The organism is Janthinobacterium sp. UMAB-60 (assembly GCF_900095235.1).
Lineage (GTDB): Bacteria > Pseudomonadota > Gammaproteobacteria > Burkholderiales > Burkholderiaceae_D > Janthinobacterium.
In genome coordinates this window covers 359974-384182 of the sequence record NZ_LT607485.1, presented here as the reverse complement: position 1 = coordinate 384182, position 24209 = coordinate 359974, and the positions used below count along the sequence as shown (strand labels likewise).

Below are 24209 nucleotides of genomic sequence, written 5' to 3'. Positions count from 1 at the left end.
TGTAAATCCCGCCATCAAGAAGCGTTCCGGCACCACGGCGCACACGCGCGTGCCGGAACCGGGCACGCGCGTCACGTACGCTTCCGCGTGCAGGCGGTCGAACACGGTTTCGATGGTGCCGCGCGACAACTCCCACCGCTCGGCCAGGGTGCGGCTCGACGGCAGCCGGCTGCCCGCCGGCAGCATCTTCGTCAGGATGGCCGAGCGCAGCGCTTCATATGCGCCATCCTGCTTGTTGACGCCCGCCTTGTCGAGCCAGCTGGTGGGACGGGGCAAGTCCAGGGCGTGCGGTGATTTTCCTCGCGGCATGATGATCGTCCAAGTGGTCCAATGAATTTTCTGATGACTGGCACTTCGCATTACACCACAACCATCCTACTCTCACCGTTCTGGTGCGTCTGCCATCTCTTGCATACCGAAAAACATGAATCAACGAACAACACTTCCCCTGTGGGCCTGGGGCGGCATCGTGCTGCTGCTGGTCTGCCTGTCGCGCATCAGCATCGACATCTATTTGCCTTCGCTGCCGGCCATGGCCGATGCCCTGCATGCCAGCGATGCCCAGTTACAACTGACCCTGAGCCTGTTCATGGCCGGCTCGGCCGCCTCGATGCTCGCCTGCGGGCCGCTGGCCGACCGCTACGGACGCCGTCCCGTGCTGCTGGCCGGCACGGGTATTTTTGTGCTCGCCAGCATCGTCTGCACCGTCACCAGCGATGTGCACGTGCTGATCGCCGCGCGCGTGCTGCAGGCGTTCGGCGGCTGCAGCGGCACCATCATCGGCCGGGTCATGGTGCGCGACCGCTTCGATCCCGCCACGCAGGCGCGCATGCTGGGCAGAATCTCGATGGCGATGGGCCTGTCGCCGATCCTGGCGCCGCTGGCCGGCAGCGTGCTCGACGCGGCGTTCGGCTGGCGCGCCGTGTTTGGCGTGCTGTGCGTGCTGGGCGCGCTGTCGCTGTGGCTGATCGCCGCCTGGGTGCCGGAAACCAGGCCGGCCAGCATCGTGCCACAGGGCAATACCCTGGTGCTGTACCGCCGCCTGCTGGGCGACAGATATTTCCTGCGCTATGCGCTGGCCATCGGCTGCGTGTATTGCACGTATTTCCCGTTCATCGCGGAATCGTCCGTGCTGTTACAAAGGGGCATGCATCTGTCGCCCGGCGCGTATGCGCTGGTGTTCGGGCTGACGGTGAGCGGCTATATCGCGGGGTCGAGCCTGTTCCGCGCGCTGGGACCGCGCCTGGGCGCCGATCACATGCTGGGCGTGGCGGTGCTGCTGAATGTGGCGGGGGCGGCCAGCCTGTTGCTGGCGGGTACGTTGGCGCCGCAGCACGTGGCCTCGCTGGTGGCGCCCATGCTGCTGGTGATGGTGTCGGTGGGCATGGCGATTCCCGCCTGCCAGCTGGCCGTGCTGCAGCCGTACGGCGCCCAGGCGGGCAGCGCCTCGGGCCTGTTCTTCTTCGTGCAGATGGCGATCACGGCCGCCTGCGGCGCCGTCATCGCCGCCATCACGGACGGCAGCGAAAAGCCCCTGCTGTGGGTGACGGCGGCGGCCAGTGGCGCCTTTGCCGCCGTCTGGCTGCTCACGAAGAGCCGGGCCAGCGTGGCGGCAGCCAGCCTTACATGACGATCTTGACCATCGGGTGGCCCGACAGCGCCATGTACAGGGCGTCGAGCTGCTCGCGGCTGATGGCGCGCACGGTCACGGTCAGGCCCGTGTAATTGCCCTTGGGCGATGGACGCTCTTCCATGCGGCCCTCGTGGAAGGTCGGATCATGGCTGATGACCAGTTCCAGCATGGTGGGCGCGAAATCGACGTGCGTCGGACCCATGATCTTGATGGGAAAGTCGCTCGGGTATTCGATCAGCGATTCGCTGGGAGGAATGATGTGTTCGGTGGGAGGGGTGGTTTGCATGGGAAATCCAATCAGTGCCGGTCAGGACAGGCGGCGCAGCATACATCGCGCGACGGCTGCATAAAAGCGTATTGTAGCCAACTTTGGGGGCGCATGCGCCCGCCGCCATGGCGCATACGGCAAGGCAAAAAAAAGCCAGCTGAGTAAGCTGGCGGAAAACTATTTCGTTTAGACAAAATAGCCGGAAAAGTCGTGCTGTCACTTGGAGGATAAGCAGTGGTCGTACTGTAAGCAAACTACGCCGGCTTTACCTCCGGCATGTGACGAACTGCGCCTTTCGCGGCCTGAACGTCGCTACGGCGCGACAGACGGCACGGCCGTCAACGCTCCGCTTCCTGCGTCCGGTCATTGCGGCCGGGACCGCCGCGCTCGTTGACTCTGTCATTACTGCGTTCACGTGGCGGCCCGCTGCGTTCGCTGACGGGACGCGGCTGCGGCCGCTCGGCGCGCGGCCGTTCTTCGCCACGCCACCCGGGGCGACCCACCTGGTCTTGCACGGGCGGCAAGGCCGGCATCGCTGGCATCAGGGGCTGGGCCGGCATCGGCGGCTGCTGCGGCTGGGCCGGCACGGGTGGCCGGTTCGGCTGCATGGGACGCGGCGCCATCTGCGTCTGGCCATCGTCCGTCTGCAGGCGGCCGGGACGGTTGACCCAGTCGCGCCGGGGTTCCCGGTCGCCGCGCGGCGCATCAACGGGACGCTGCCAGTTGCCCGCCGGTGCAGGCGCCGTGCTCAAAGGCAAGCTTTGCATGACGGGCGGCGGCATGGTGGTGCGGTTGCGGCGCGGCACATCGACCGTGCGCGAGCCGCCAAAACGCTCGCCCGGCAGCATCGTCATGCCTTCGCGGCGTTCGCGTTCACCCGCCACGGAGCGGCGCCCCTCGGCGACGCGATTGATGCGGCGTTCATACTCGGCGCTGGCGCGATAGCCGGGCACATAGCGCTCATGCGGCGACAGGGGGAACCAGCCGACGCCGGGGCGCTGGTCATGGTTTGTCCCGTGATTGCCGCCGACCCAGCCCACCAGGGCAGGCGCCCACGGCACGCGGCCGCGCTCGCGCCCCGGCGCCCAGCCCCAGCGCTGGCCCAGCAGCACCCAGCGGCCATAGTGCGAGGGCGCGTAGCCCCACGGCGCATTGTCGACCCAGGTCCAGCCCCACGGCGCGATCCACGTCCAGCGCCCGTCGCTGTACGGCGCCCAGCCCGCTGGCACCGCGCTGGGCAGCCACAACGGGCCGTATTGCGCATCGTCCTGCCAGGCGCCGTAGCGGTCCAGCTCTTCATAGCCGGTGGTATCGTCCGTGACATAGCGCAAGGCCGGCACGGCGGCGGGCAAGGCCTCGGGCCAATTGTCAAACGCCACGCGCTGCACGGCGCCCGTGCGCAATTCCTCGTCCGTCAATTCCGCGCGCTTGCCGGCACGCAAGGTCACGCTGCCCGTCGCGCCATCCACGTCGGCCGCGCCGTCGAGCACGCTGACGACGCTGGTGCCGGGCTGGCGCCCCGCCTCGATGCGCACCCAGCCCGGTTGGGCGAGAGTCACGCGCGCCTGGGCGGTGGTCAGCTCGAAGCCGCGCAGCGCGTCGGGATTGCGCACGCGCACGCTGACCGTGCCATAGCTGAGGTGCAATTTAAAACTGTCGTCATCGAGCTCGCTCACTTCCAGCTCGGAATCGCCATCGAGCCGCACGGCGGCCGCGCCCACGCGAAATTCCGCCAGCGCGCCGCGCATGGTGCTGAGCAGGTTATCCGTCGTGACGGGCCAGTTCAGCAGGGCGTTTTGCGCCTCGCCATCGCCGGCGCGCACCAGCACCTGCCCTTCGACGGTGGAAATGCGCCCCACGCGGGCAGGCGGGTCCTGTGCCAGGGCGAAGGTGCACGCCGACGACAGCAGCATGGCGCATACGGTGTTCAAGAGGGGGAGAGACAGGATAGGACGCATGGCAGCGCTCCAGGCAAGACGTACAAGGATGATTGCTATCGATTACATCCGCATAATGCGGGCATCGCAAGCGGGCTTACAACTGTTTGCATATTGACCTGGCTTAGGACGCCGCCTGGCCACCGCGCTTGACGAAGAACAATGCCGTGCCGACGGCCATCAGCAAGCCGCCAAAGAAGCGGTTCTGCTTCTTCACGGCCTTGGCATCGCGGAAAAAGCGCTGCATCGAGGATGCCAGGAAAGCGTAGCCGTGCATGACGATCTGATCGATCGTGCACATGGTGACGGCCAGGATCAGCAACTGCGGCAACAGCGGCGCCGTGGGGCTGATGAATTGCGGCAACACCGCCACCATGAAGATGATGCCTTTCGGATTCGTCACGTTGGTCAGAAAACCCGTCAGCACGCGCCGGCCCATGGACGGCACCACCGCGTCGGCATGCAGGTCGCCCGTGACGGCCACCCTGGCGCGCCACTGCGACAGGCCCAGGTAGATCAGATACAAGGCGCCCACCGTCTTGACGATATTGAACGCCACTTCGGATGCCAGCAGCAAAGAGCCCACGCCGGCGCCGGCAATGCCCAGCACCACCAGCAGCCCCAGCTGCAAGCCGAGAATGGTGGCGCTGGCCTTTCTGACCCCGTACGACAGGCCGTGCGACATCGACAGCACGGCGCCCGAGCCGGGCGAGATGGCGATGATGGAAGCGGCGATGACAAAGGTGATCCAGGTGGCGAAATGCATGCGGTGTCCAAAAATGCTGACGAGGAGCAATTTTAACCCGGCCCGTGCGGCCCTGCCGGCCATCCCTGGGGTAAGATCGCAAGGATGCCTTACCCACGTCACCCCTTGCCGTACAACCAAGAATAACATCATGAAAAACAACACTTTCCTCGCCGCACTATTCCCTGCCACCACCGCGGGAGCGCGCTGAGATGGCCGGCTCCAGCCTGCTGGCCCTGCTCGACGACATCGCCAGCATCCTCGATGACGTTTCCCTGATGACCAAGGTGGCCGCCAAGAAGACGGCCGGCGTGCTCGGCGACGACCTGGCCCTGAACGCGCAGCAAGTGGCCGGCGTGCGCGCCGAGCGCGAATTGCCCGTCGTGTGGGCCGTCGCCGTCGGCTCGCTGAAGAACAAGGCCATCCTCGTGCCCGCCGCGCTGGCCATCAGCGCGTTTGCGCCATGGGCCATCACGCCACTGCTGATGGTGGGCGGCGCCTACCTGTGCTTCGAAGGCTTCGAAAAGATCGCGCATAAATACCTGCATCCGGACGACAGCCACAAGGCCGAGCTGGCGCAGGCGCTGCGCGACCCGCAGGTCGACCTGGTGGCGCTGGAAAAGGACAAGATCAAGGGCGCCATCCGCACCGATTTCATTTTGTCGGCGGAAATCATCGTCATCGCGCTCGGCACGGTGGCCACGGCCACCTTCGCCGAGCAGGTGGCCGTCGTCGTCGGCATCGCCATCATCATGACGGTGGGCGTGTATGGCCTGGTGGCCGGCATCGTCAAGCTCGACGACGCGGGCTTCTACCTGGCCGCGCGCAAGGGCGCTGGCGCGCTGATGAACGGCGTGCGCGCATTTGGCCGCATGCTGGTGTCGGCGGCGCCGAAACTGATGAAATTCCTGTCCGTGGTGGGCACGCTGGCGATGTTCATGGTCGGCGGCGGCATTTTGACGCACGGCTGGCCGTGGGCCAGCGCCATGCTGCACCACGCGGAAGAAGCGGTGGCCGGCGTGGCCGGCATCGGCCCCGTGCTGGCCGCCGTCACGCCCAGCCTGATCAACGCAGTGGCCGGTCTCATCGCCGGTGGCCTGGTGCTGGCCGGCGTCACGGCCGTGTCGGCTTTATTGCGCATGATCAAGCCAAACAAATAAGCTTTCTGGTCTGATGGGGCGGCAGGCGCATCCGTGCCTGCCGCCCCGGCCATGCCGGCGGCGCCCGCTGCCCATGGAGACCCTATGCAGACTTCCCCCATCCAACGTCCCAGCAGCGCCTTCATCGGTGCCTCCTGGGCGGCACTGCTGATCGGCGCCATCACCTATTTGACCGGCCTGTGGAACGCCGGCATGGCCCTCAATGAGAAGGGCTATTATTTTACGCTCCTGATGTATGGCCTGTTCGCCGCCGTCTCGCTGCAAAAATCCGTGCGCGACCGCGCGGAAGGCATCGCCGTGACGGGCATGTATTTCGGCCTGTGCTGGATTTCCGTGCTGCTGGCCTTGCTGTTATTGACGGTGGGCCTGTGGAACGCCAGCCTGCAGAACAGCGAGAAGGGTTTCTATGCCATGGCATTCCTGCTGAGCCTGTTTTCCGCCGTGGCCGTGCAAAAGAATGTGCGTGACGTGGCACGCGCCGCGCCCGCCACCTCGGCCGAGACGCCGGGAACTTAAACAGCAGCGGCGCATCTATTCTGTATCCATGTCGGGAGAGGATGATGGGCGACCAGCAGAAACGTTTACAGATGGCGCTGGAAGCAGCGCACATGGCCATCTGGGATTCGCGCATCGTCGATGGCCAGGTCATCGACGGCACGGTCATCTGGTCGGCCAAGGGTGCCGCCTTGCTGGGCCTGGAAGAACATGCGCTGACGCAGCCGTTCCGCAGTTTTCTCGACAGCGTGCATACCAGCGACCGCGACAAGGTGATCAAAGTACTGCAAGACGGCGTGCGCCGGCGCGGCGGCTACGCGCTGCAATACCGCGTCATCTGGCCCGACGGCAGCGAACACTGGCTGGCGGCCAAGGCGCGGATCTTCATGGATGACGCCGGACAGCCCGAACGCACGCTGGGCATCATCTGGGATATCACCGAGCACATGGCGCGCGAGCTGATGATCGCCGAACGCAAGGAACTGGCCGAAGTGACGCTCAGCTCCATCGGCGACGGCGTCATCACCACCGATCCACAGGGCAAGACGCGCTACCTGAACCGCGTGGCGGAACAATTAACGGGCTGGAGCAGCCAACTGGCCGAGGGCCTCGATATCCGGCAAACGCTGCAGCTGATCGATGAAAACACGGGCGAAGCGCTCGAGCACGTGGCCCTGAAATGCCTGCAGCAGCGCCAGGCCATCGGCGTATCCACGCACACGCAACTGATCACGCGCAAAGGACGGCGTATTTCAATCGAGGACTCCGCCGCTCCCATCTGGTCGCGCGACGGCGAGATCCTTGGCGCCGTGATCGTGTTTCGCGACGTCAGCCACGAACGGAAATTAAGCCGGCAACTGTCGTGGCAAGCCACGCACGACACCTTGACGCAGCTGATCAACCGGCGCGAATTCGAACACCTGGTCGCTGGCGCCCTGCGCACGGCCAAGCAGGAAGGCCACGCGCATGCGCTGCTGTACCTGGACCTGGACCAGTTCAAGGTCATCAACGACACCTGCGGCCACGCCGCCGGCGACGTGCTGCTGCGGCTGCTGGCCAAGATGCTGCAGGGGAAGATGCGCGACAGCGACATCCTGGCGCGCCTGGGCGGCGATGAACTGGGCGTGCTGCTGCCCCACTGTCCGCTCGACCATGCGCGCCTGATCGGCGAACAGCTGCGTCAGGCCATCCATGAATTCCCCTTCACCTGGGCCGAACGCAGCTTCGAACTGGGCGTGAGCATCGGCATCGTGGAAATCAACCAGGACAGCAAGTCCATGAGCGAGCTGCTGAGCGCCGCCGACCAGGCGTGCTACCTGGCCAAGGAGCAGGGCCGCAACCGCCTGCACGTGTACCAGGAGTCGGACGTCATGCTGGCGCAGCGGCATGGCGAAATGCTGTGGATCTCGCGCCTGAACGAAGCGTTCACCCACGATTATTTCCGCCTGTACGCCATGCCCATCGTGCACTTGCACGACAGCGAGGAACACCATGACGAAGTGCTGATTCGCATCCGCAACGGCAAGGGCGACCTGATACTGCCCGGTGTATTCATTCCCGCCGCCGAACGCTACGACATGATGCTGTCCATCGACCGCTGGGTCATCCGCGCCGTCTGCCAGCATATCCAGAGCGTGCGCGACAGCCTGCCGCCCTTGGCCGCGCTGGCGGAAAGCCGGCGCCGGGCACCGGCGCTGTATTCCGTCAACCTGTCGGGCATGTCGCTGGCCGACCCCGGCCTGCACGACTACATCACGGCGCAGTTCGTGCAATACGCGATCGCGCCCGAACAAATCTGCTTTGAAATCACGGAAACGGCCGTCATCGCCAACCTGCCCAAGGCGCAAGTGTTCATGCGCCAGCTCAAGGCCATGGGCTGCCGCTTCTCGCTCGACGACTTCGGCAGCGGCTTTTCCTCGTTCGGCTACCTGCGGGCCCTGCCCGTCGACTATTTAAAGATCGACGGCATCTTCGTGCGCGGCATCGCCACCAATGCCATCAACCGCGCCATGGTCAAGGCCATCAATGAAGTCGGCCACGTGATGGGCCTGCAAACGGTGGCCGAATACGTGGAAAACGCGGAAACCCTGGCCGTCATCCGCGAACTGGGCATCGACTACGCGCAAGGCTACGCCGTGGGCGGCCTGCGGCCCCTGACGGCGGGCGTGGATTAGCCACCAGCGGCAACCAGTAACTTTAAAACAATGCCGCATTGCTATCGCTAAATGCGTGCAAGCACGACCAATCTGGAGGATTTTGATCTACATCAATAAATTTGCGCAGGCGACTCCTTACACTGATCTCCATTCTTGCAATCGTGCAAGTCTTACTCACCAATTAGCTCTTTAACTGATCAGGAAGCCGCGACCATGCGCCAAAATTTGCCAGTGACTAACCGTGAAGTTCTCGTCTTGGACGATCAGGCCATCGTGTCGAAAACGGATATGAACGGCAATATCGTGTATGTGAACCCGTACTTCAGCCAGGTCAGCGGCTTCAGCGAGGCAGAGCTGATCGGTTCGCCGCAAAATATCGTGCGCCACCCGGACATGCCGGCCGAAGCGTTCGCCGACCTGTGGACCTCGATCCAGGCCGGAACGCCATGGACGGGCCTGGTCAAGAACCGCTGCAAGAACGGCGATTTTTACTGGGTGCGCGCCAACGTCACGCCCATCCGCGAAGCGGGCAAGACCATCGGCTACATGTCGGTGCGCGTGAAGGCCGACAAGGATCAGGTCAAGGCGACCGAGGAAGCCTACGCGGCCATCCGCAACAAGGAAGGCGGCAATATCGTCATCAAGAACGGGCAAATCGTGCGTCCGGGCCTGGCGCACCTGCTGCACAACCTGACGCACATGTCGCTCAACCTGCGCATCTGGGCCGCCACCTCCATCGTCAACTGTCTGCAACTGCTGGTGTGCGTCATCAGCCTGTTCGCCAGCGGCGGCAAGATCACCAATTACGCCATCTTCGGCGCCACCCTGTTCGGCTTCCTGATCAACGTTTTCCTCTGGTACACCTTGCGCATGTCCGTGCTCAAGCCGCTGGGCAAGGCCCTGAACGGCGCGCGGGCGATTGCCGCTGGCGACCTGTCGGGCAGTTTCGAAACGGACAGCACGGATGAAGTGGGGCAATTGCTGCGCGCGCTGCAACAGATGAACAGCAACCTGATCGCCACCATCCGCGACGTGCGCATCAACGTGGAAACCATGGCTGTCGCCACCAAGCAAATCGCCGTCGGCAATATGGACCTCTCGGGCCGCACGGAATCGCAGGCGGCCAGTCTGGAAGAGACGGCCTCGAGCATCGAGGAATTCTCGTCGACGGTGAAACAGAACGCGGACAACTCGGTGCAGGCCAACGAGCTGGCCGTGGCCGCCTCGAAAGTGGCCGTGCAGGGCGGCGAGATCGTTGCCGAAGTCATCACCACCATGGACGAGATCAACACCTCGTCGAAGAAAATCGTCGACATCATCGGCCTGATCGAAGGCATCGCCTTCCAGACCAATATCCTGGCCCTGAACGCGGCCGTGGAAGCGGCCCGCGCCGGCGAACAGGGCAGGGGCTTCGCCGTGGTGGCGGGCGAAGTGCGCAACCTGGCGCAGCGCTCATCCGTGGCGGCCAAGGACATCAAGCAGCTGATTGAAATTTCCGTCGGCAAGGTGGGCGCCGGCATGCTGCAGGTGAACCGCGCCGGCGCCACCATGGAGCAGGTGGTCAGTTCCGTCAAGCAAGTCACTGCCATCATGCAGGAAATTTCCATCGCTTCGCGCGAACAGAGCATCGGTGTCGACCAGGTCAACCAGGCCATCGCCCACATGGACCAGGTGACGCAGCAAAACGCGGCCCTGGTGGAAGAAGCCGCCGCGGCCGCCACGCGCCTGGCGGAAGAAGCGGCCAGCCTGTCGCAAGCCGTGAGTCTGTTCAATTTCGGCAAGATGCCGCCACCGCGCCGCGTCGCCATGCCTGGCGGCAAGGGAGGCGCCGCGAACGCCGGCAAACCTGCCATGAAACGCCTGGCCGCCTAAACCTTTCAAGACATACAAACACACCATGCCTACACTACTCAGCAGTGCTTCCGCCGACCTGGACGCCGTCGTCGAATTCGACCCGGTCATCATCGGCAAGATGAGCCAGTCCGGCCCCCGCTACACATCGTACCCGACCGCCGACCGTTTCAATGCCGACTTCGGCTACGGCAATTTCCTCGAAGCGCTGGCCGCGCTGCGCATGCGCGGCGGCCGTCGTCCGCTGTCGCTGTACGTGCACGTGCCGTTCTGCGATACCCTGTGCTACTACTGCGCCTGCAACAAGATCATCACCAAAGACCGCAGCAAGGCCGCCACCTATCTCAGCTATCTGAAACAGGAAATCGCCATGCAGGGCAAGCTGTTTTCCGGCATGAACCAGATCGAACAGCTGCATTTCGGCGGCGGCACGCCGACTTACCTGAGCGAAAAGCAGATGGATGAGCTGATGCTGCATTTGCGCCAGCATTTCGAGTTCGCTTCCGATGAAGACGGCGAGTATTCGATCGAAATCGACCCGCGCACCGTGTCGCGCGAACGCGTGTTTTCGCTGCGCGCGCAAGGCTTTAATCGCATCAGCCTGGGCGTGCAGGATTTCGACGCCGACGTGCAAAAAGCCGTCAACCGCATCCAGCCGGAAGCGGAAACGGTGGCCATCATGCAGGCGGCGCGCGACGCCGGCTTCCGCTCGATCAGCATCGACCTGATCTACGGTTTGCCCAAGCAAAACCTGGAGACGATGACGGAAACCCTGCGCAAGGTGATCAACGCCAGCCCCGACCGCATCGCCCTGTACCATTACGCGCACATGCCGCATTTGTTCAAGCCGCAGCGCCGCATCCTCGACGCCGACATGCCCGACAGCGCCACCAAGCTGGCCATGCTGGGACTGTGCATCGCGCGCCTGACGGCCGCCGGCTATGTGTACATCGGCATGGACCATTTCGCCAAGCCGACGGACGACCTGGCCGTGGCGCAGCGCCAGGGCCGCTTGCACCGCAATTTCCAGGGCTATTCGACGCGCGCGGAAGCCGATCTGATCGCCTGCGGCGTGTCGGCCATCAGTTCCGTCGGCGCCGTCTACAGCCAGAATGAAAAGACGCTCGACGCCTACTACGAAAAGCTCGACGAAGGCGTGCTGCCGATCGCGCGCGGCATCAAGCTCGATACGGACGATTTGTTGCGCCGTATCATCATCCAAATGCTGATGTGCAATTTCGAATTGTCGATCGCCACCATCGAGCAAGCCCACCCCGTGAAGTTCCGCAGCTATTTCGCCGCCGAGCTGGAAAAGCTGCGCGAACTGGCGCGCGATGGCTTGCTCGTCATCGAGGAAGACTGGCTGACGGTGACGCCGAAAGGGCGCTTGCTGATCCGCAATATCTGCATGGTCTTCGACCGCTACCTGACCATGGCCCGCGCCAACGCGGCGCCAGACGCGGTGCAGCCGCTGCGCTACTCGAAAACGGTGTAACGCCGCCCGATGAACGCCCTCAGCCTCGTGCCCATGTTCCTGGTCGGCCTGGCCGGCAGCGTGCACTGCATCGGCATGTGCGGCGGCATCGTGGGCGCCCTGTCGATCAGCGGCGGTGCGCCAGCGCGTCCCGTGATCGCCATCGCCGTGGCGCGCCCCGCGCTGCAGGCTAACGTGCTGCGCGTGCTGGCCTACAACGGCGGGCGCATCGGCAGTTACATGCTGGCCGGCGCCCTGGCCGGCAGCCTGGCGGGCGCGGGCATGCTGCACCTGGCTTCCCTGCAAGTGGCTGGCTACTGGCTGGCCAACCTGATGCTCGTCGCCCTGGGCCTGTACCTGATGGATGCCTGGCGCGGCCTGGCCCACCTGGAAGCGGCCGGCAACGTCGTCTGGCGCCGCGTGCGCCCCCTGTTGAAGCCCTTGATGCCGATGGATACGCCATTCAAAGCGCTGGCCGTGGGCGGCCTGTGGGGCTGGGTGCCGTGCGGCATGGTCTACAGCGCCCTGCTGACGGCCATGCTGCAGGGTTCAGCGCTGCAAGGCGCGGCCGCCATGGGCGCCTTCGGCCTGGGCACCCTGCCCATGCTGCTGGGCATGGGCTTGCTGGGCACGCGCCTGCGCGCGCAGATGCAACGCCGTCCCGTGCGCATCGCCAGCGGTTTGCTGGTGCTGGGCTTTGGCTTGCTGGGCCTGCTGCGCGCCGCGAATGGCGTGTCGCTGGGCTGGCTCGACGCCCTGTGCGTCACGGGCCATCCATGAAAAGAATCGTATGAATGCTGTGTTAAAACCGTCCGCCTGCTTCCATTGCGGCTTGCCCGTCCCCAGCGGTTCCAGCTGGAACGTCACCATCGACGAGCTGCCGCGCGCCATGTGCTGCCCCGGCTGCGAAGCGGTGGCGCAAACCATCGTCGACATCGGCCAGAGCGCGTATTACCGCGACCGCGACGAATACGCCGTCAACGCGTTTGATGCCACCCTTATGCCGCCCGAATTGCGCCTGTACAGCAATGACGATGCACAATTCGCGCGCGACGCCAGCAGCTGCGAAGCGACCTTGTCCGTCGAAGGCATCCGCTGCGCCGCCTGCGTCTGGCTGATCGAGCGTCAATTGACGCGTTTGCCCGGCGTACAGGCCGCCAGCCTGAACGTCGCCACGGAGCGCCTGTACGTGCGCTGGAGCCGCGCGCAGTGCGAGCCGGGCGACATCCTGCAAGCCGTGCGGCAAGTCGGCTACACGGCTTATCCGTATGACGCCGTGCGCCATGGCGAGCGCCTGCAAAAGGCCAGCAAGACCTTGGGCCGCCAGCTGTTCGTGGCGGGCCTGTCGATGATGCAGGTGATGATGTACGTGGCGCCCGCCTACCTGGCCGCCGAAGACGGCACCCTGGACGACAGTATGGCCAGCCTGATGCGCTGGGCCAGCCTGCTGCTGACGTTACCTGCCATCTGCTATTCGGCCATGCCGTTTTTCCAGGGCGCCTGGGCCAGCCTGCGCGCGCGCACCCTGGGCATGGACGTGCCCGTGGCGCTGGGCATCCTGGCGGCCTTCTTCGGCAGCGTGGTGGCGACCTTTACGGGCCGTGGCGACGTGTATTACGACTCGGCCACGATGTTCATCTTCCTGCTGCTGTGCAGCCGTTATTACGAGCTGCAGGCGCGCCGCAAGGCAGCCTCGGCGCTGGAGCGCTTGCAGCACGCCTTGCCCGCCTCGGCCTCGCTGATGGCGGGCTTTCCCGACAACCGCGCCACCACCCTGGTGCCGGCCGGTACGCTGGACGTGGGCGACATCATTTTAGTCAAACCGGGCGAGGCCATCGCCGCCGACAGTGTCATCATCGAAGGCACGAGCGCGCTCGATTTATCGCTGCTGACGGGCGAGAGCGCGGCCCAGCGGCGCAAGACGGGCGAACAGGTGCCGGGCGGCGCCATCAACGCCAGCGCGGCCTTGATCCTGCGCGTCTTGAAACCGGCGCGCGAAAGCACCTTGTCCGATTTATTGAAACTGATCGAACGGGCCGGCAGCGGCAAGCCGCAGATCGCGCAATGGGCCGATAAAGTGGCCGCCTGGTTCGTGCTGGGCCTGCTGCTGTTTGCCGTCGCCGTATTCGCTTTCTGGAGCTGGCACGATGCGTCGCGGGCCTGGCCCGTGGCGATTGCCGTGCTGGTCGTGTCGTGCCCCTGCGCGCTGTCTCTCGCCACGCCGACGGCGCTGGCGGCCGCCACCGACAGCCTGCTGCGACGCGGCGTGCTGATCGTCCAGCCGCATGTGCTGGAAACCCTGCACCGCGCCACCCACATCGTCTTCGACAAGACGGGCACCTTGACCTTGGGCCGGCCCGTGCTGCAACAGATCGAGGGACTCGGCAGCATGACGGAGGACGACTGCCTGCAAGTGGCCGCCGCGCTGGAAGCGGGCAGCGCCCATCCGCTGGCGCAGGCGATCCTGGCAGCCGCCGAAGGGTTGCCAGGACAGCAGTCGCGCGCGCATGCGGAAAACCTGCAGGAAGTGCAGGGCCAGGGACTCGAAGGCGTGATCGACGGCGTGCGCTACCGCCTGGGCAATGCGGCCTTTGTCGCCGCCATCGCCGGGCCGCCGCTGGGCGACACGGCCGTCGGCATGCAGGGCATGACGCCGCTATACCTGGGCACGCAGGGGCGCTGGCTGACGCGTTTCCTGCTCAGCGATGCGCTGCGCCCGGAAGCGCGTGAAGTGGTCGCGTATTTCCAGCGGCGCGGCAAGCAAGTCGTGTTGCTCAGCGGCGACCAGGAAGCGCTGACGCAAAGCGTGGCGACGGAACTGGGCATCAACACGGCGTGCGGCGAATGCCTGCCCGATGAAAAGCTCGATTTCGTGCAGCAATTGCAGGCGACGGGCGCCGTCGTGGCGATGGTCGGCGACGGCATCAACGACGCCGCCGTGCTGAGCGCGGCCGACGTCTCGTTTGCCATGGGTTCCGGTGCCGCGCTGGCGCAGGCGCATGCGGACACGGTGCTGCTGTCGAGCCAATTGGTGTCCGTGCTCGACACGGCGAAAACGGCCGCGCGCAGCATGCGCATCATCCGCGAAAACCTGGGCTGGGCCACCCTGTACAATCTGACGGCCATCCCGGCCGCCGCGCTGGGCTTTTTAAACCCCTGGCTGTCCGGCGTCGGCATGGCTGCCAGCTCGGCGGTCGTCATCGCCAACGCCCTGCGCCTGCGGAAAGCCTGAACATGGAAGCACTCTACCTCCTCATCCCCTTAAGCGTCGTGGTCGTCTTCATCGCGCTGTGGGTGTATTTCACGGCCTCGGACAGCGGCCAGTTCGACGACCTCGTCGGACCGGGCCTGCGCGTGCTGCAGGACGACGATACGCCGCCGGAAGCGGCCGCCCCTCCGGCCACTCAACGCGAATAGCCCTGCGAGCCCGGCCGCGCATCGAAGCGCCGGCCCCACCACGGCAGAAACACGGTATTGCCGCCGCGCGCGCGGAACCACGGCTGCTCGTGGTCGACGGGCCGCACGACGGCCGGCGGCGCCACCACCACGGCACTCACGCTCTCGCTATCGCTGCTGCCCGCCACCAGCACGGGCCGGCCCACGTGGTTCGCATGGGCGATGGCCAGCGCCACGTTCGTCAGCGCCGTGCCCGCGCCCGTCTCGCCCAGCAGCGCCGGCATGTTGAAGGTCTGCTTGTTGAAGTCGAAGTCGGGCAATTGCTGCGTCAGGCTTTGCGCCAGCGGACCAATGCGCTCTGACGAAACAGGATAGGTGCTGCCGGCATCGTGGATGACGTAGCCGATGGCGTCGTCATTCAATTGCGCGTTCCGGGCGGCAGCGTCGATGGCAGCGCTCCACGCCTGCACGGCGCGCGGGGACTGTCCCTTGTCGGCGCTGAAATCGGCGACCTTGCGCGTGGCGGGAAAGCCCAGCCAGGCCAGCGGCGCGCGGTCCGTCTTGTAGCCAGGACCGGCCAGCACCAGCAAGACCATGTTTTCATTGATCTGCTCATCCTTGGGCGGATAACTGGGCGCATCCCAGTTCATCACCCACACCGTCTTGTCAGGGTTGGCCTGCAGATAAGCCAGGCCCGCCGCCAGTGACGTAAAGCCCGCATTGGCGCCGCCCATGGTGACGCGCACGTCGGGCGGCGTGGCCGTGGTCCAGGAATCGGGAAAGGAGGGATTGCCGATGCTGAAGGCGCGCCTGATTGTATCCTGCACATATTTTCCGGCTTCTATGGGATCGAGACGTCCGGCAGGCAGCGCGTACTCAACGTGGATGCCAGCCAGTTCGCGCCGCGTGGATTTGTCGGTCAGCGAATGGGCGTTGTAAAAATACTCTTTGCTGGAAAAATAAATGTCACGAAAGCGATAAATTAACTCGGCAACGTATTGCTGATGGTAGCCTTCCAATGTTTCGCTACCATTATTACCATAGGCAATCATGCCGATCGACTGCACCTTGCCAAAACGCACAGGATTCTCTTTTACTTTGCTGTCGTCCTTGTTTGGCTTGGCCAGGCCCAGTGTCCACAACAGTTGCCACTCGGTCGGATAGTCGCGCCGCTGCAGGGGATTGAGCCACTGCACGCCCACCACCTGCGCCATGTACGGCTGCGCGGGCGCAGCAGGGGCGACAGCGGCAACCGGTGCCGCGACTGGCGCCTTGCTGGCGCAGGCCGAGGTCAGAAAAAGGACGGCAAGCGCCAGCAATGCCGGCATCAACAATAGTCGTTTCATCAGCAATCCTTCTTTAAAAGGAACATCGATTGGCCCGGTCTGCAATATCGGCCAGAGTGCAATACCAGACGCAAGGCTGAATACACACATGCTCCAGCCCAGCCGACGAGGAAAAGTAGCAATCAAGTTGCGCATCAGGAGGTCTCCGGGCGCTTGTACATGCGCTCATCCACAATTTCAGAAGGCATGCTTCCCGTGCTGCCACTGCTGCTCACCCAATCCAGCAATGGCAGTTCCTTGAACATTCCCGTCAAAAAATACTCACGAAATATTTTCAATGGCAGCATTTCATTACCAGTAATTAAAAGACGCCAATCTGCCGCGATGCGCAGTTGTAGCATCGCCTTCTCGCTGATATGACCCACCCCAATCGCCACGTCATACGCCAGCGCCTTTTCCGCGTGCCGGGAATTGGTCAGGATGGTGGAGTGGTCGGTCGCATGCGTGTCGCAGGTTGCCACCAGTTGCGTCTGGATTTCCTGCTTGCGCCATTCCAAATATTCCGGCGTGGCGGCGGACAGGTCGTCTTCCATCATCGCCTTGCCGTCATTGCCGTCCAGCTTCTCGCGGCGGGCCTTCATGCGCAGGCGGGCATGGTCTTCGTAGCGCAATGCCGCCTCGGTATCGCGGTCGCCCTGCGGCGTGCCGCCCACGCTTGTATCGGCATACGGCTCGCCTTTCTGACGTGCCTTGCCTACCTGGCGGTGCGTGCCGGGCGGCTCGATATCCTGATCGAACTGTAGGCTGGGTACGCCAAAGCGCACGGCCTGCGGTATAAACACTTCCGGCAAGGCGGGCGCCGTCACGGGGATGTGCCAGTCATCGGGCGGCACGGCATTGATGGGTGTCTTCAGCATCTTCATGAGAGCCGACATGGCGGCGGCCGTGCGCACGCTCGCCGCCTTGCCGGCCGCGCTGGTGCTGGCGCGCACGCCTTTGTCTGGATCGTATCTGGAGATCGGCGAATGCGGATGCCAGAAATCGGCGCTGCCCCGCGCGGGCTGGCGATAGTGATTGCTCCAATAGTCATAATCGCCGTGCTGGCCAACGGGAAAGCCTTGCGCGAACACCCGCTGGGTAAACACGCCGTCGCCGCGCGTGGCCTTGATCTGTTCGGCGCTGAGACCCAACCAGCCGATGCCCTGGATGGGCGTGGCGGAAATCACCTGATCGTGCGGATTGCAATACAGGGTGACGCGGCCGCGCGTCGTCGGCTGCGGGCCGCAGGCATAGGCGGCCCGGTCCTTGTCCAGCGTGAAATCATGGCGCACGTTGGCGGCCATGCACGCCAAGGCGGCAGACAGGGGCGGCTCCCTGGCCTGGCCGCGCACGATGTCGAAAAATGCCGCCAGGGTCTTGCGGCGCGCCTCGCCGCTTTGCCGGCCCACATTGCCATCGACATCCCTGACTTGCCCCTGCAGCCAGCCTTCCGTGTCATTTCTGCGCAACAGGCTGTACGGAGGGTTGCACAAGACATAAGTATCGGCCACGCAACGGCCGCTTTTGCCTGCCGCATCCTGCACCTCGGCCATCTTATTGCCCAGAAACGCGGCCGCCATGCCCACCATATTGCCCTGGCTGTGACAAACGACGGTGATCGGGACGTCGGCCTGCTGCCGGCGGATGGCCGCCACCAGGTGCGCCAGGCGCAGCGCGGCCAGCACGAAGTAGGGACGCGGCGGGCAGGCATACACGATGCGGTCGTTGACGGGATTCAGATGCTCGATATGGATGAACAGGAAGAGGGCGTCCGAGAGGCCCTCGCCCCACAGATCCGGCAGCGATGAGCAGCCATTGGCGAACGGGCCGCCGCCCCAGTAAGCGTGTTCGTTCAGGTAGACCGAATCGCCATATTGCTGCAATTCCCTGTCGCTGGCCTTGTAGCCCCAGCGGAACTGGATCACGGGTGAGAAATGCGCTTGCGGCGCGATAAAGGTGCTGGCCGTATAGTCGGGATCGACATAGCCGTCATCGCTCAGTTCGCTCCGATAGCCCACCGGCGTCAGCTGCCCGCCCTGCGCCGTGGCATGCGCCATATGCTCGTCGCAGCGCTTCATGCGCTTGTTCAGGCCGGCGCACAGGCCGGCTTCGGCCGCGCGGTACCACTCGCCCTCGGAATTGACGCCATGCACGAAGATAACGATGCCCGGCGACGGCGCCTGCACCAGGCAAGCGAGCTTGCAGTGATCGAACAGGGTCGTGCCCTCGGCTTTTCCGACGACCAGGTCTACCTGGGCATTCAACGAATCGCGGCGTTCCGGGTCTTCCATGGCGGGCCTTGGACGTGTCTGGACAAGCCACTCTAAGTCATTGCCTCCACGCACGTTTTACGCCATGTCAAGCCAGCGCTTGCAGGGATCTTGCATGGCTTTTTTTACCCAAATCACAATTTATTTCGATGTCAGTTAGCTACGCTTATTTCATCCGGGGAATTTTGATCCACATCAAAGTTTTTTCGCGGTCAAACACTTACTCTCTGGCCACCATCATAAATAGTAATTCCAGGGAGAGTCTTTGTGGATCAATCGCTGAACTATAACTACAAGATCGTGAAGCAATTCGCGGTCGCTACTGTGGTATGGGGCATCATCGGCATGCTGGTTGGCGTTATCATCGCCGCTCAGTTGGCCTGGCCTGCCCTGAACCTCGACATACCATGGCTGACATACGGACGCTTGCGTCCGCTGCACACGAATGCGGTGATTTTCGCCTTCGGCATCTGCGGCCTGTTCGCCACCTCGTACTACGTTGTACAACGCACCTGCCAGGTGCGCCTGTTTTCCGACAAACTGGCCGCCTTCACGTTCTGGGGCTGGCAAGCGGTGATCCTGTGCGCGGTCGTCAGCCTGCCCATGGGCCTGACCCGCGGCAAGGAATACGCCGAACTGGAATGGCCTATCGCCATCCTCATCGCCGTCGTCTGGATCGCCTACGCCATCGTCTTCTTCGGCACCCTGATCAAGCGCAAGGTCAAGCACATCTACGTGGCCAACTGGTTCTTCGGCGCCTACATCCTGGCCGTGACGATTTTGCACGTGGTCAATGGCGCCGTCATGCCAGCCTCGTTCACCAAGTCGTATTCCGCCTATGCGGGCGTGCAGGATGCCATGATCCAGTGGTGGTACGGCCATAACGCGGTGGGTTTCATCCTGACCGCCGGCTACCTGGGCATGGTCTACTACTTCATCCCGAAACAGGCCGAGCGCCCCGTGTACTCGTACCGTTTGTCGATCGTCCACTTCTGGGCGCTGATCTTCACCTACATGTGGGCGGGCCCGCATCACCTGCACTACACGGCATTGCCTGACTGGACACAATCGATCGGCATGGTCTTCTCGCTGGTCCTGCTGGCACCAAGCTGGGGCGGCATGATCAACGGCATCATGACTCTGTCGGGCGCCTGGCACAAGCTGCGCACCGATCCGATCCTGAAATTCATGATCGTCTCGCTGTCGTTCTACGGCATCGCCACCTTCGAAGGTCCGATGATGTCGATCAAGACCATCAACTCGCTGTCGCACTACACCGACTGGACCGTTGCCCACGTGCATGCGGGTGCCTTGGGCTGGGTGGGCTTCATCACCATGGGTTCGATCTACTATCTGCTGCCACGCCTGGCGGGCCGCACGCAGATGCACAGCACGCGTCTGGTCGACGTGCACTTCTGGGTGGCCACCATCGGCATCGTGCTGTACATCGCCGCAATGTGGATCGCCGGCGTGATGCAGGGCCTGATGTGGCGTGCGGTCAATCCGGACGGCACCCTGACCTACACCTTTGTCGAGAGCGTGAAAGCAACGTATCCGTACTACGTGGTGCGCGTGGCCGGTGGCCTGCTGTACCTGTCGGGTATGTGCATCATGGGCTACAACACCTGGATGACCTTGCGCGGCAGCAAACTCCCCGTCGCCCGCATTCCGGAACTGAACGCGGCGCACGCCTGATAGGAGCGAAAGCAAATGAAATTTTCACACGCATGGATTGAGAGAAACCCCTGGCTGCTGATCGCCCTGGTCACGGTAGTGATCAGCATCGGCGGCGCCGTCGAGATCGTTCCCCTGTTCTTCCAGAAGAGCACGACGGAGCCGATCGCCGGCCTGAAGCCGTATTCGCCGCTGCGCCTGGCGGGCCGCGACATTTACGTGCGCGAAGGCTGCTACAACTGCCACTCGCAGATGGTGCGTCCGCTGCGCGCGGAAACGGAACGCTATGGCCACTATTCGGTCGCTGGCGAGTTCGTCTACGACCGTCCGTTCCAGTGGGGTTCCAAGCGCACGGGGCCCGACCTGGCCCGCGTGGGCGCCCGCTACAGCGATGAATGGCACCGCACGCACTTGAACAACCCGCGCGACGTGGTGCCCGAGTCGAACATGCCGGCCTACCCATGGCTGGCGAAGACCAAGCTGGTGCCTGACGACATCATGCCGAAGATGCGCGCCCTGAAACGCCTGGGCCAGCCGTACAGCGATGCGGAAATCACCGCCGGCCCGGCGCAGCTGCAGGACAAGACGGAAGAAGACGCCCTGGTCGCCTATCTGCAAGGCCTCGGTACATTAATCAAAACAAGGAATTAGCATGGCAATCGAAAACCTGTTTGACAGCGCCAGCAGCGTCATGACGGTGGTTTCCTTTACGACGTTCGTAGGCATCCTGTGGTGGACGTTCAGCCGCAGCAATAGCGACTTCGACGCGGCGGCGCGCCTGCCGTTCGACGACGAGGCGCTCGACTACGCGGCCGATGCCGCGCCGGCACAAGGAGAGCGCAACCATGGCTGACTTTACCAATGGCTTCTGGAATATCTACATCATCGTGCTGTCCCTGCTGGGCATCATCGGCTGCGGCGTGCTGCTGTACTCGCAGTCGAAAATCAAAGTGGTCGAAGGCGCGCCTGCCGACGGCACCACGGGCCACGTCTGGGACGAGGACTTGAAGGAACTCAATACGCCGATGCCGCGCTGGTGGATGTGGTTGTTCTACATCACCATCGTCTTCGCCCTGGCGTATCTGTTCCTGTACCCGGGCCTGGGCACCTATGCCGGCAGTCTGGGCTGGAAATCGACGGGCCAGTACGAGGAAGAGCTGAAGAAGGCAGAAGCCGACTACGGTCCCCTGTTCAACAAGTACCTGAGCCAGGACTTGAAGACGGTGGCCGCCGATCCGCAGGCGCAAGCCATCGGCCAGCGTTTGTTCCTGACCTACTGCGCGCAATGCCACGGTTCGGATGCGCGCGGCAACAAGGGCTTCCCCAACCTGACCGACAAGGACTGGCTGTATGGCGGTGATCCCGACATCATCAAGACCACCATCATGCACGGCCGCAATGGGCAGATGCCACCGATGGGCGCCGCACTGGGTTCCGAAAAGGATGTCGAGAACGTGGCCCATTATGTGCTGAGCCTGTCCGGTTCCACCTCGGATCCCGTCAAATCCGTGCTGGGCAAGGCCAAGTTCGGCGCCTGCATGGCCTGTCACGGCGCCGATGCGAAGGGCAACCAGATGCTCGGTTCGCCTAACCTGACGGACAAGATCTGGCTGTACGGCGGCAGTGCCGATACCATCATGGAAACCATCCGCAAGGGACGCAACAACACCATGCCGGCCTTCAGCGATTTCCTCGGCGAGTCCAAAGTCCACGTGCTGTCGGCGTATGTCTGGAGCCTGTCGAATCCCCAGACGCCCGTGAAATGATGTAATGGAACCTCAAGTCATCAAGATGTATGCGGCCCGCGAGCAGATCTACCCTCGCGAGGCCAAAGGACGCTACGCTACCTGGCGATGGGTATGCGTATGGCTTACCCAGCTGGCGTTCTACGGCTTGCCGTGGTTGACCTGGAATGGCAGGCAAGCCCTGCTGTTCGATTTGACCACGCGCAAGTTCTACATTTTCGGCGTCGTGCTGTGGCCCCAGGATTTCATCTATCTGGCGGCCCTGCTGATCATCTGTGCGTATTTGTTGTTCCTCGTCACGGCCATTGCCGGGCGGGTGTGGTGCGGGTTCTCTTGCCCGCAAACGGTATACACGGAAATCTTCCTGTGGGTCGAACGCCGCATCGAGGGCACGCGCAGCGCGCGCATGGCCCTCGACAAGCAGGGACCCTCCGTGCGCAAGGCCGTCAAGAAGACGGCCAAGCACCTGGTATGGGGCGCCATCGCCCTGTGGACGGGCTTTACCTTTGTCGGCTACTTCACGCCGATCAAGGAACTGGCGCAGGCGGTGACCACCCTCAATTTCGGTCCCTGGGAATGGTTCTGGGTCTTGTTCTACAGCCTGGCAACCTACGGCAACGCGGGCTGGCTGCGCGAGCAGGTGTGCAAATACATGTGCCCCTACGCGCGCTTCCAGAGCGCCATGTTCGACCAGGACACCCTGATCATCACTTACGATGCCAAGCGCGGCGAACCGCGTGGCGCCATCAGCAAGAAGGCCGGCAACAACGACAAGCTCGGCGATTGCATCGACTGCACGCTGTGCGTGCAGGTGTGTCCGACCGGCATCGATATCCGCAACGGCCTGCAGTATGAATGCATCGGCTGCGCCGCCTGCGTCGATGCCTGCAATACCGTGATGGACAAGGTCGAGCGGCCACGGGGACTGGTACGCTACAGTACCGACCATGCGATGGAAAACAACTTCAATTCGAAGCAGATACGCCAGCGCGCCATGCGCCCGCGCGTCTTGATCTACACTTCCATCCTGGCCCTGATCATCATCGCCGTGTGTACCTCGCTGGCCCTGCGCACGCCCCTGAAAATGGACGTGATCCGCGACCGCGGTTCGATGGGACGCGAAGTGGAAGACGGCATGATCGAAAACGTCTACCGCCTGCAGATCATGAACACGTCCGAGCAAACCCAGCATTTCAAAATCAGCGCTTCCGGCTTGCCGGGCCTGACCTTGCTGACGCGCGAAGAGGTGACCTTGCAGCCGACGGAAACGCTGGGCTGGCCGATCCGCCTGCGCGTGCCGCACGGCGTGGGAGAAAAGGGGTCGAACAAGATTGCGATCGAATTGCACTCGCTGGACGACCCGTCGCTGCATGTGCGTGAAAGCGCGGTCTTCATCGTGCCGCGGTGATGTTGATTCGGGGTCGGACCCTCTGGGTCCGACCCCGGTATTTCGCCGTAGGGGTATCATCAATCATGCGTTAGGGTCACTTGATTTTCAACCCGGAAGCAAAAGCTGGGGTCAGACCCACAGGGTCCGCCCCCAAGGAGAACAAAATGTCCGACAGTCTGAAACTGCAACCTCCCGTTGCACCGTGGTACAAGCATCGCTGGCCCTGGCTGCTGATGATCGGTCCCGGCCTGTCCGTGGTCGTCGGCAGCTGCATGGCGTATATCGCGTTTACGCAGCCCGATGCGCTGGTGGTGGGTGATTATTACAAGCAGGGCAAGGCGATCAACCAGGACTTGCGGCGCGACACGATCGCCAGCGACCTGGCCATGGATACCAGCCTGTCCTATGATGTGGCGTCAGCGCGCCTCAGTGGTTCCGTGCACAGCTTCGGCAAGGCTTATCAGGGTCCGTTGCAGCTGCATCTGGCGCATGCGACACTGCCGGAAAAGGATATCAAGCTGCTGGTGCAGCCCGATGCGGCCGGCAATTTTTCCGTAGCGCTGCCGATGCTCGAACGCAGCCGCTGGCAAGTACTGGTGGAAAACGACAAACGCGAGTGGCGCCTGTCCGGCATCTGGACCTGGCCGCTGCAGCGCAGCATCGCGCTGCACGCCGATGAAGAGCTGTAAG

At 63.5% G+C, this 24209-nt stretch carries 21 protein-coding genes; 15 read left to right on the top strand and 6 right to left on the bottom strand.

The features are described 5' to 3' along the window. Positions 1-309, bottom strand: a 309-nt coding sequence (locus K0F86_RS27435) for a winged helix-turn-helix domain-containing protein (RefSeq protein WP_257572067.1), incomplete at its 3' end; no start/stop codon positions are given. 115 nt (positions 310-424) lie between these two features. Here K0F86_RS27435 and K0F86_RS09695 point away from each other — a divergent pair. Next, entirely contained in the window at positions 425-1630 is a 1206-nt protein-coding gene (locus K0F86_RS09695; protein WP_219134181.1) for a multidrug effflux MFS transporter, read from the top strand. On the opposite strand, the gene K0F86_RS09690 is transcribed toward K0F86_RS09695, so the two are convergent. From K0F86_RS09690 to K0F86_RS09680, 3 genes are all read right to left on the bottom strand, one after another. Beyond that, positions 1623-1919 carry a DUF493 family protein gene (locus K0F86_RS09690; RefSeq protein WP_096232782.1) on the bottom strand — a complete coding sequence of 99 codons (297 nt, stop codon included), beginning with the start codon at positions 1917-1919 and terminating at the stop codon, positions 1623-1625. The genes K0F86_RS09695 and K0F86_RS09690 overlap by 8 nt on opposite strands. A gap of 320 nt (positions 1920-2239) precedes the next feature. Beyond that, positions 2240-3859, bottom strand: coding sequence for a FecR family protein (locus K0F86_RS09685; RefSeq protein ID WP_219134180.1), 1620 nt, complete (start codon positions 3857-3859; stop codon positions 2240-2242). 103 nt (positions 3860-3962) lie between these two features. After that, positions 3963-4604: a LysE family transporter gene (locus tag K0F86_RS09680; RefSeq protein WP_219134179.1), complete on the bottom strand. Its 642-nt coding sequence runs from the start codon at positions 4602-4604 to the stop codon at positions 3963-3965. A gap of 191 nt (positions 4605-4795) precedes the next feature. Between K0F86_RS09680 and K0F86_RS09675 the strand changes: the two genes are divergently transcribed. The 8 genes from K0F86_RS09675 (at position 4796) to ccoS (ending at position 15136) form a co-directional block, all read left to right on the top strand. Beyond that, a complete protein-coding gene (locus K0F86_RS09675) occupies positions 4796-5743 on the top strand; it encodes a DUF808 domain-containing protein (protein WP_219134178.1) in 948 nt (315 codons plus the stop codon). Between the two features lie 84 nt (positions 5744-5827). After that, positions 5828-6259, top strand: a complete 432-nt coding sequence (gene yiaA / locus K0F86_RS09670; protein ID WP_219134177.1) for an inner membrane protein YiaA — start codon at positions 5828-5830, stop codon at positions 6257-6259. A 92-nt stretch (positions 6260-6351) separates the two neighbouring features. Further along, positions 6352-8412 (top strand): EAL domain-containing protein, encoded by a 2061-nt coding sequence (locus K0F86_RS09665; RefSeq protein WP_257572066.1) that lies wholly within the window; start codon positions 6352-6354, stop codon positions 8410-8412. Between the two features lie 195 nt (positions 8413-8607). Beyond that, a complete protein-coding gene (locus tag K0F86_RS09660) occupies positions 8608-10266 on the top strand; it encodes a PAS domain-containing methyl-accepting chemotaxis protein (RefSeq protein WP_219134175.1) in 1659 nt (552 codons plus the stop codon). A 25-nt stretch (positions 10267-10291) separates the two neighbouring features. Continuing rightward, positions 10292-11740 (top strand): oxygen-independent coproporphyrinogen III oxidase, encoded by a 1449-nt coding sequence (gene hemN, locus K0F86_RS09655; protein ID WP_219134174.1) that lies wholly within the window; start codon positions 10292-10294, stop codon positions 11738-11740. A 9-nt stretch (positions 11741-11749) separates the two neighbouring features. Beyond that, a complete protein-coding gene (locus tag K0F86_RS09650; RefSeq protein ID WP_219134173.1) occupies positions 11750-12499 on the top strand; it encodes a sulfite exporter TauE/SafE family protein in 750 nt (249 codons plus the stop codon). A gap of 10 nt (positions 12500-12509) precedes the next feature. Continuing rightward, positions 12510-14951 carry a heavy metal translocating P-type ATPase gene (locus K0F86_RS09645; protein ID WP_219134172.1) on the top strand — a complete coding sequence of 814 codons (2442 nt, stop codon included), beginning with the start codon at positions 12510-12512 and terminating at the stop codon, positions 14949-14951. Positions 14952-14953: 2 nt separating this feature from the next. Continuing rightward, positions 14954-15136 (top strand): cbb3-type cytochrome oxidase assembly protein CcoS, encoded by a 183-nt coding sequence (ccoS, locus tag K0F86_RS09640; RefSeq protein WP_219134171.1) that lies wholly within the window; start codon positions 14954-14956, stop codon positions 15134-15136. Here the strand turns inward: ccoS and K0F86_RS09635 are convergent. Both K0F86_RS09635 and K0F86_RS09630 read right to left on the bottom strand, forming a co-directional pair. Further along, entirely contained in the window at positions 15124-16596 is a 1473-nt protein-coding gene (locus tag K0F86_RS09635; RefSeq protein WP_219134170.1) for a virulence factor, read from the bottom strand. The two genes, ccoS and K0F86_RS09635, sit on opposite strands and share 13 nt — an antisense overlap. Next, positions 16596-18731 (bottom strand): DUF3274 domain-containing protein, encoded by a 2136-nt coding sequence (locus tag K0F86_RS09630; RefSeq protein ID WP_219134169.1) that lies wholly within the window; start codon positions 18729-18731, stop codon positions 16596-16598. The genes K0F86_RS09635 and K0F86_RS09630 overlap by 1 nt, the downstream gene beginning before the upstream one ends. A gap of 246 nt (positions 18732-18977) precedes the next feature. On the opposite strand from K0F86_RS09630, the gene ccoN reads away from it, so the two are divergent. The 6 genes from ccoN (at position 18978) to K0F86_RS09600 (ending at position 24208) form a co-directional block, all read left to right on the top strand. Then, positions 18978-20405 (top strand): cytochrome-c oxidase, cbb3-type subunit I, encoded by a 1428-nt coding sequence (ccoN, locus tag K0F86_RS09625; protein ID WP_046681775.1) that lies wholly within the window; start codon positions 18978-18980, stop codon positions 20403-20405. Between the two features lie 15 nt (positions 20406-20420). After that, positions 20421-21035: a cytochrome-c oxidase, cbb3-type subunit II gene (gene ccoO / locus K0F86_RS09620; protein ID WP_219134168.1), complete on the top strand. Its 615-nt coding sequence runs from the start codon at positions 20421-20423 to the stop codon at positions 21033-21035. Position 21036: 1 nt separating this feature from the next. Beyond that, on the top strand, positions 21037-21237 hold the full coding sequence (locus K0F86_RS09615) for a cbb3-type cytochrome c oxidase subunit 3 (protein WP_071080089.1): 201 nt from the start codon (positions 21037-21039) through the stop codon (positions 21235-21237). Beyond that, entirely contained in the window at positions 21230-22150 is a 921-nt protein-coding gene (ccoP, locus tag K0F86_RS09610; protein ID WP_219134167.1) for a cytochrome-c oxidase, cbb3-type subunit III, read from the top strand. The genes K0F86_RS09615 and ccoP overlap by 8 nt, the downstream gene beginning before the upstream one ends. A 4-nt stretch (positions 22151-22154) precedes the next feature. Continuing rightward, the gene (gene ccoG, locus K0F86_RS09605; protein ID WP_257572065.1) at positions 22155-23537 is read left to right on the top strand and encodes a cytochrome c oxidase accessory protein CcoG; all 1383 of its coding nucleotides are present in this window, start codon (positions 22155-22157) and stop codon (positions 23535-23537) included. A 146-nt stretch (positions 23538-23683) separates the two neighbouring features. Continuing rightward, the gene (locus K0F86_RS09600) at positions 23684-24208 is read left to right on the top strand and encodes a FixH family protein (protein WP_219134166.1); all 525 of its coding nucleotides are present in this window, start codon (positions 23684-23686) and stop codon (positions 24206-24208) included. Position 24209 lies beyond the last annotated feature (1 nt).

Coding starts and splice junctions, on each gene's coding strand:
- K0F86_RS09695 (WP_219134181.1), top strand. CDS start 425: ATGAATCAACGAACAACACTTCCCCTGTGGGCCTGGGGCGGCATCGTG.
- K0F86_RS09690 (WP_096232782.1), bottom strand. CDS start 1,919: ATGCAAACCACCCCTCCCACCGAACACATCATTCCTCCCAGCGAATCG.
- K0F86_RS09685 (WP_219134180.1), bottom strand. CDS start 3,859: ATGCGTCCTATCCTGTCTCTCCCCCTCTTGAACACCGTATGCGCCATG.
- K0F86_RS09680 (WP_219134179.1), bottom strand. CDS start 4,604: ATGCATTTCGCCACCTGGATCACCTTTGTCATCGCCGCTTCCATCATC.
- K0F86_RS09675 (WP_219134178.1), top strand. CDS start 4,796: ATGGCCGGCTCCAGCCTGCTGGCCCTGCTCGACGACATCGCCAGCATC.
- yiaA (WP_219134177.1), top strand. CDS start 5,828: ATGCAGACTTCCCCCATCCAACGTCCCAGCAGCGCCTTCATCGGTGCC.
- K0F86_RS09665 (WP_257572066.1), top strand. CDS start 6,352: ATGGCCATCTGGGATTCGCGCATCGTCGATGGCCAGGTCATCGACGGC.
- K0F86_RS09660 (WP_219134175.1), top strand. CDS start 8,608: ATGCGCCAAAATTTGCCAGTGACTAACCGTGAAGTTCTCGTCTTGGAC.
- hemN (WP_219134174.1), top strand. CDS start 10,292: ATGCCTACACTACTCAGCAGTGCTTCCGCCGACCTGGACGCCGTCGTC.
- K0F86_RS09650 (WP_219134173.1), top strand. CDS start 11,750: ATGAACGCCCTCAGCCTCGTGCCCATGTTCCTGGTCGGCCTGGCCGGC.
- K0F86_RS09645 (WP_219134172.1), top strand. CDS start 12,510: ATGAATGCTGTGTTAAAACCGTCCGCCTGCTTCCATTGCGGCTTGCCC.
- ccoS (WP_219134171.1), top strand. CDS start 14,954: ATGGAAGCACTCTACCTCCTCATCCCCTTAAGCGTCGTGGTCGTCTTC.
- K0F86_RS09635 (WP_219134170.1), bottom strand. CDS start 16,596: ATGCGCAACTTGATTGCTACTTTTCCTCGTCGGCTGGGCTGGAGCATG.
- K0F86_RS09630 (WP_219134169.1), bottom strand. CDS start 18,731: ATGGAAGACCCGGAACGCCGCGATTCGTTGAATGCCCAGGTAGACCTG.
- ccoO (WP_219134168.1), top strand. CDS start 20,421: ATGAAATTTTCACACGCATGGATTGAGAGAAACCCCTGGCTGCTGATC.
- K0F86_RS09615 (WP_071080089.1), top strand. CDS start 21,037: ATGGCAATCGAAAACCTGTTTGACAGCGCCAGCAGCGTCATGACGGTG.
- ccoP (WP_219134167.1), top strand. CDS start 21,230: ATGGCTGACTTTACCAATGGCTTCTGGAATATCTACATCATCGTGCTG.
- ccoG (WP_257572065.1), top strand. CDS start 22,155: ATGGAACCTCAAGTCATCAAGATGTATGCGGCCCGCGAGCAGATCTAC.
- K0F86_RS09600 (WP_219134166.1), top strand. CDS start 23,684: ATGTCCGACAGTCTGAAACTGCAACCTCCCGTTGCACCGTGGTACAAG.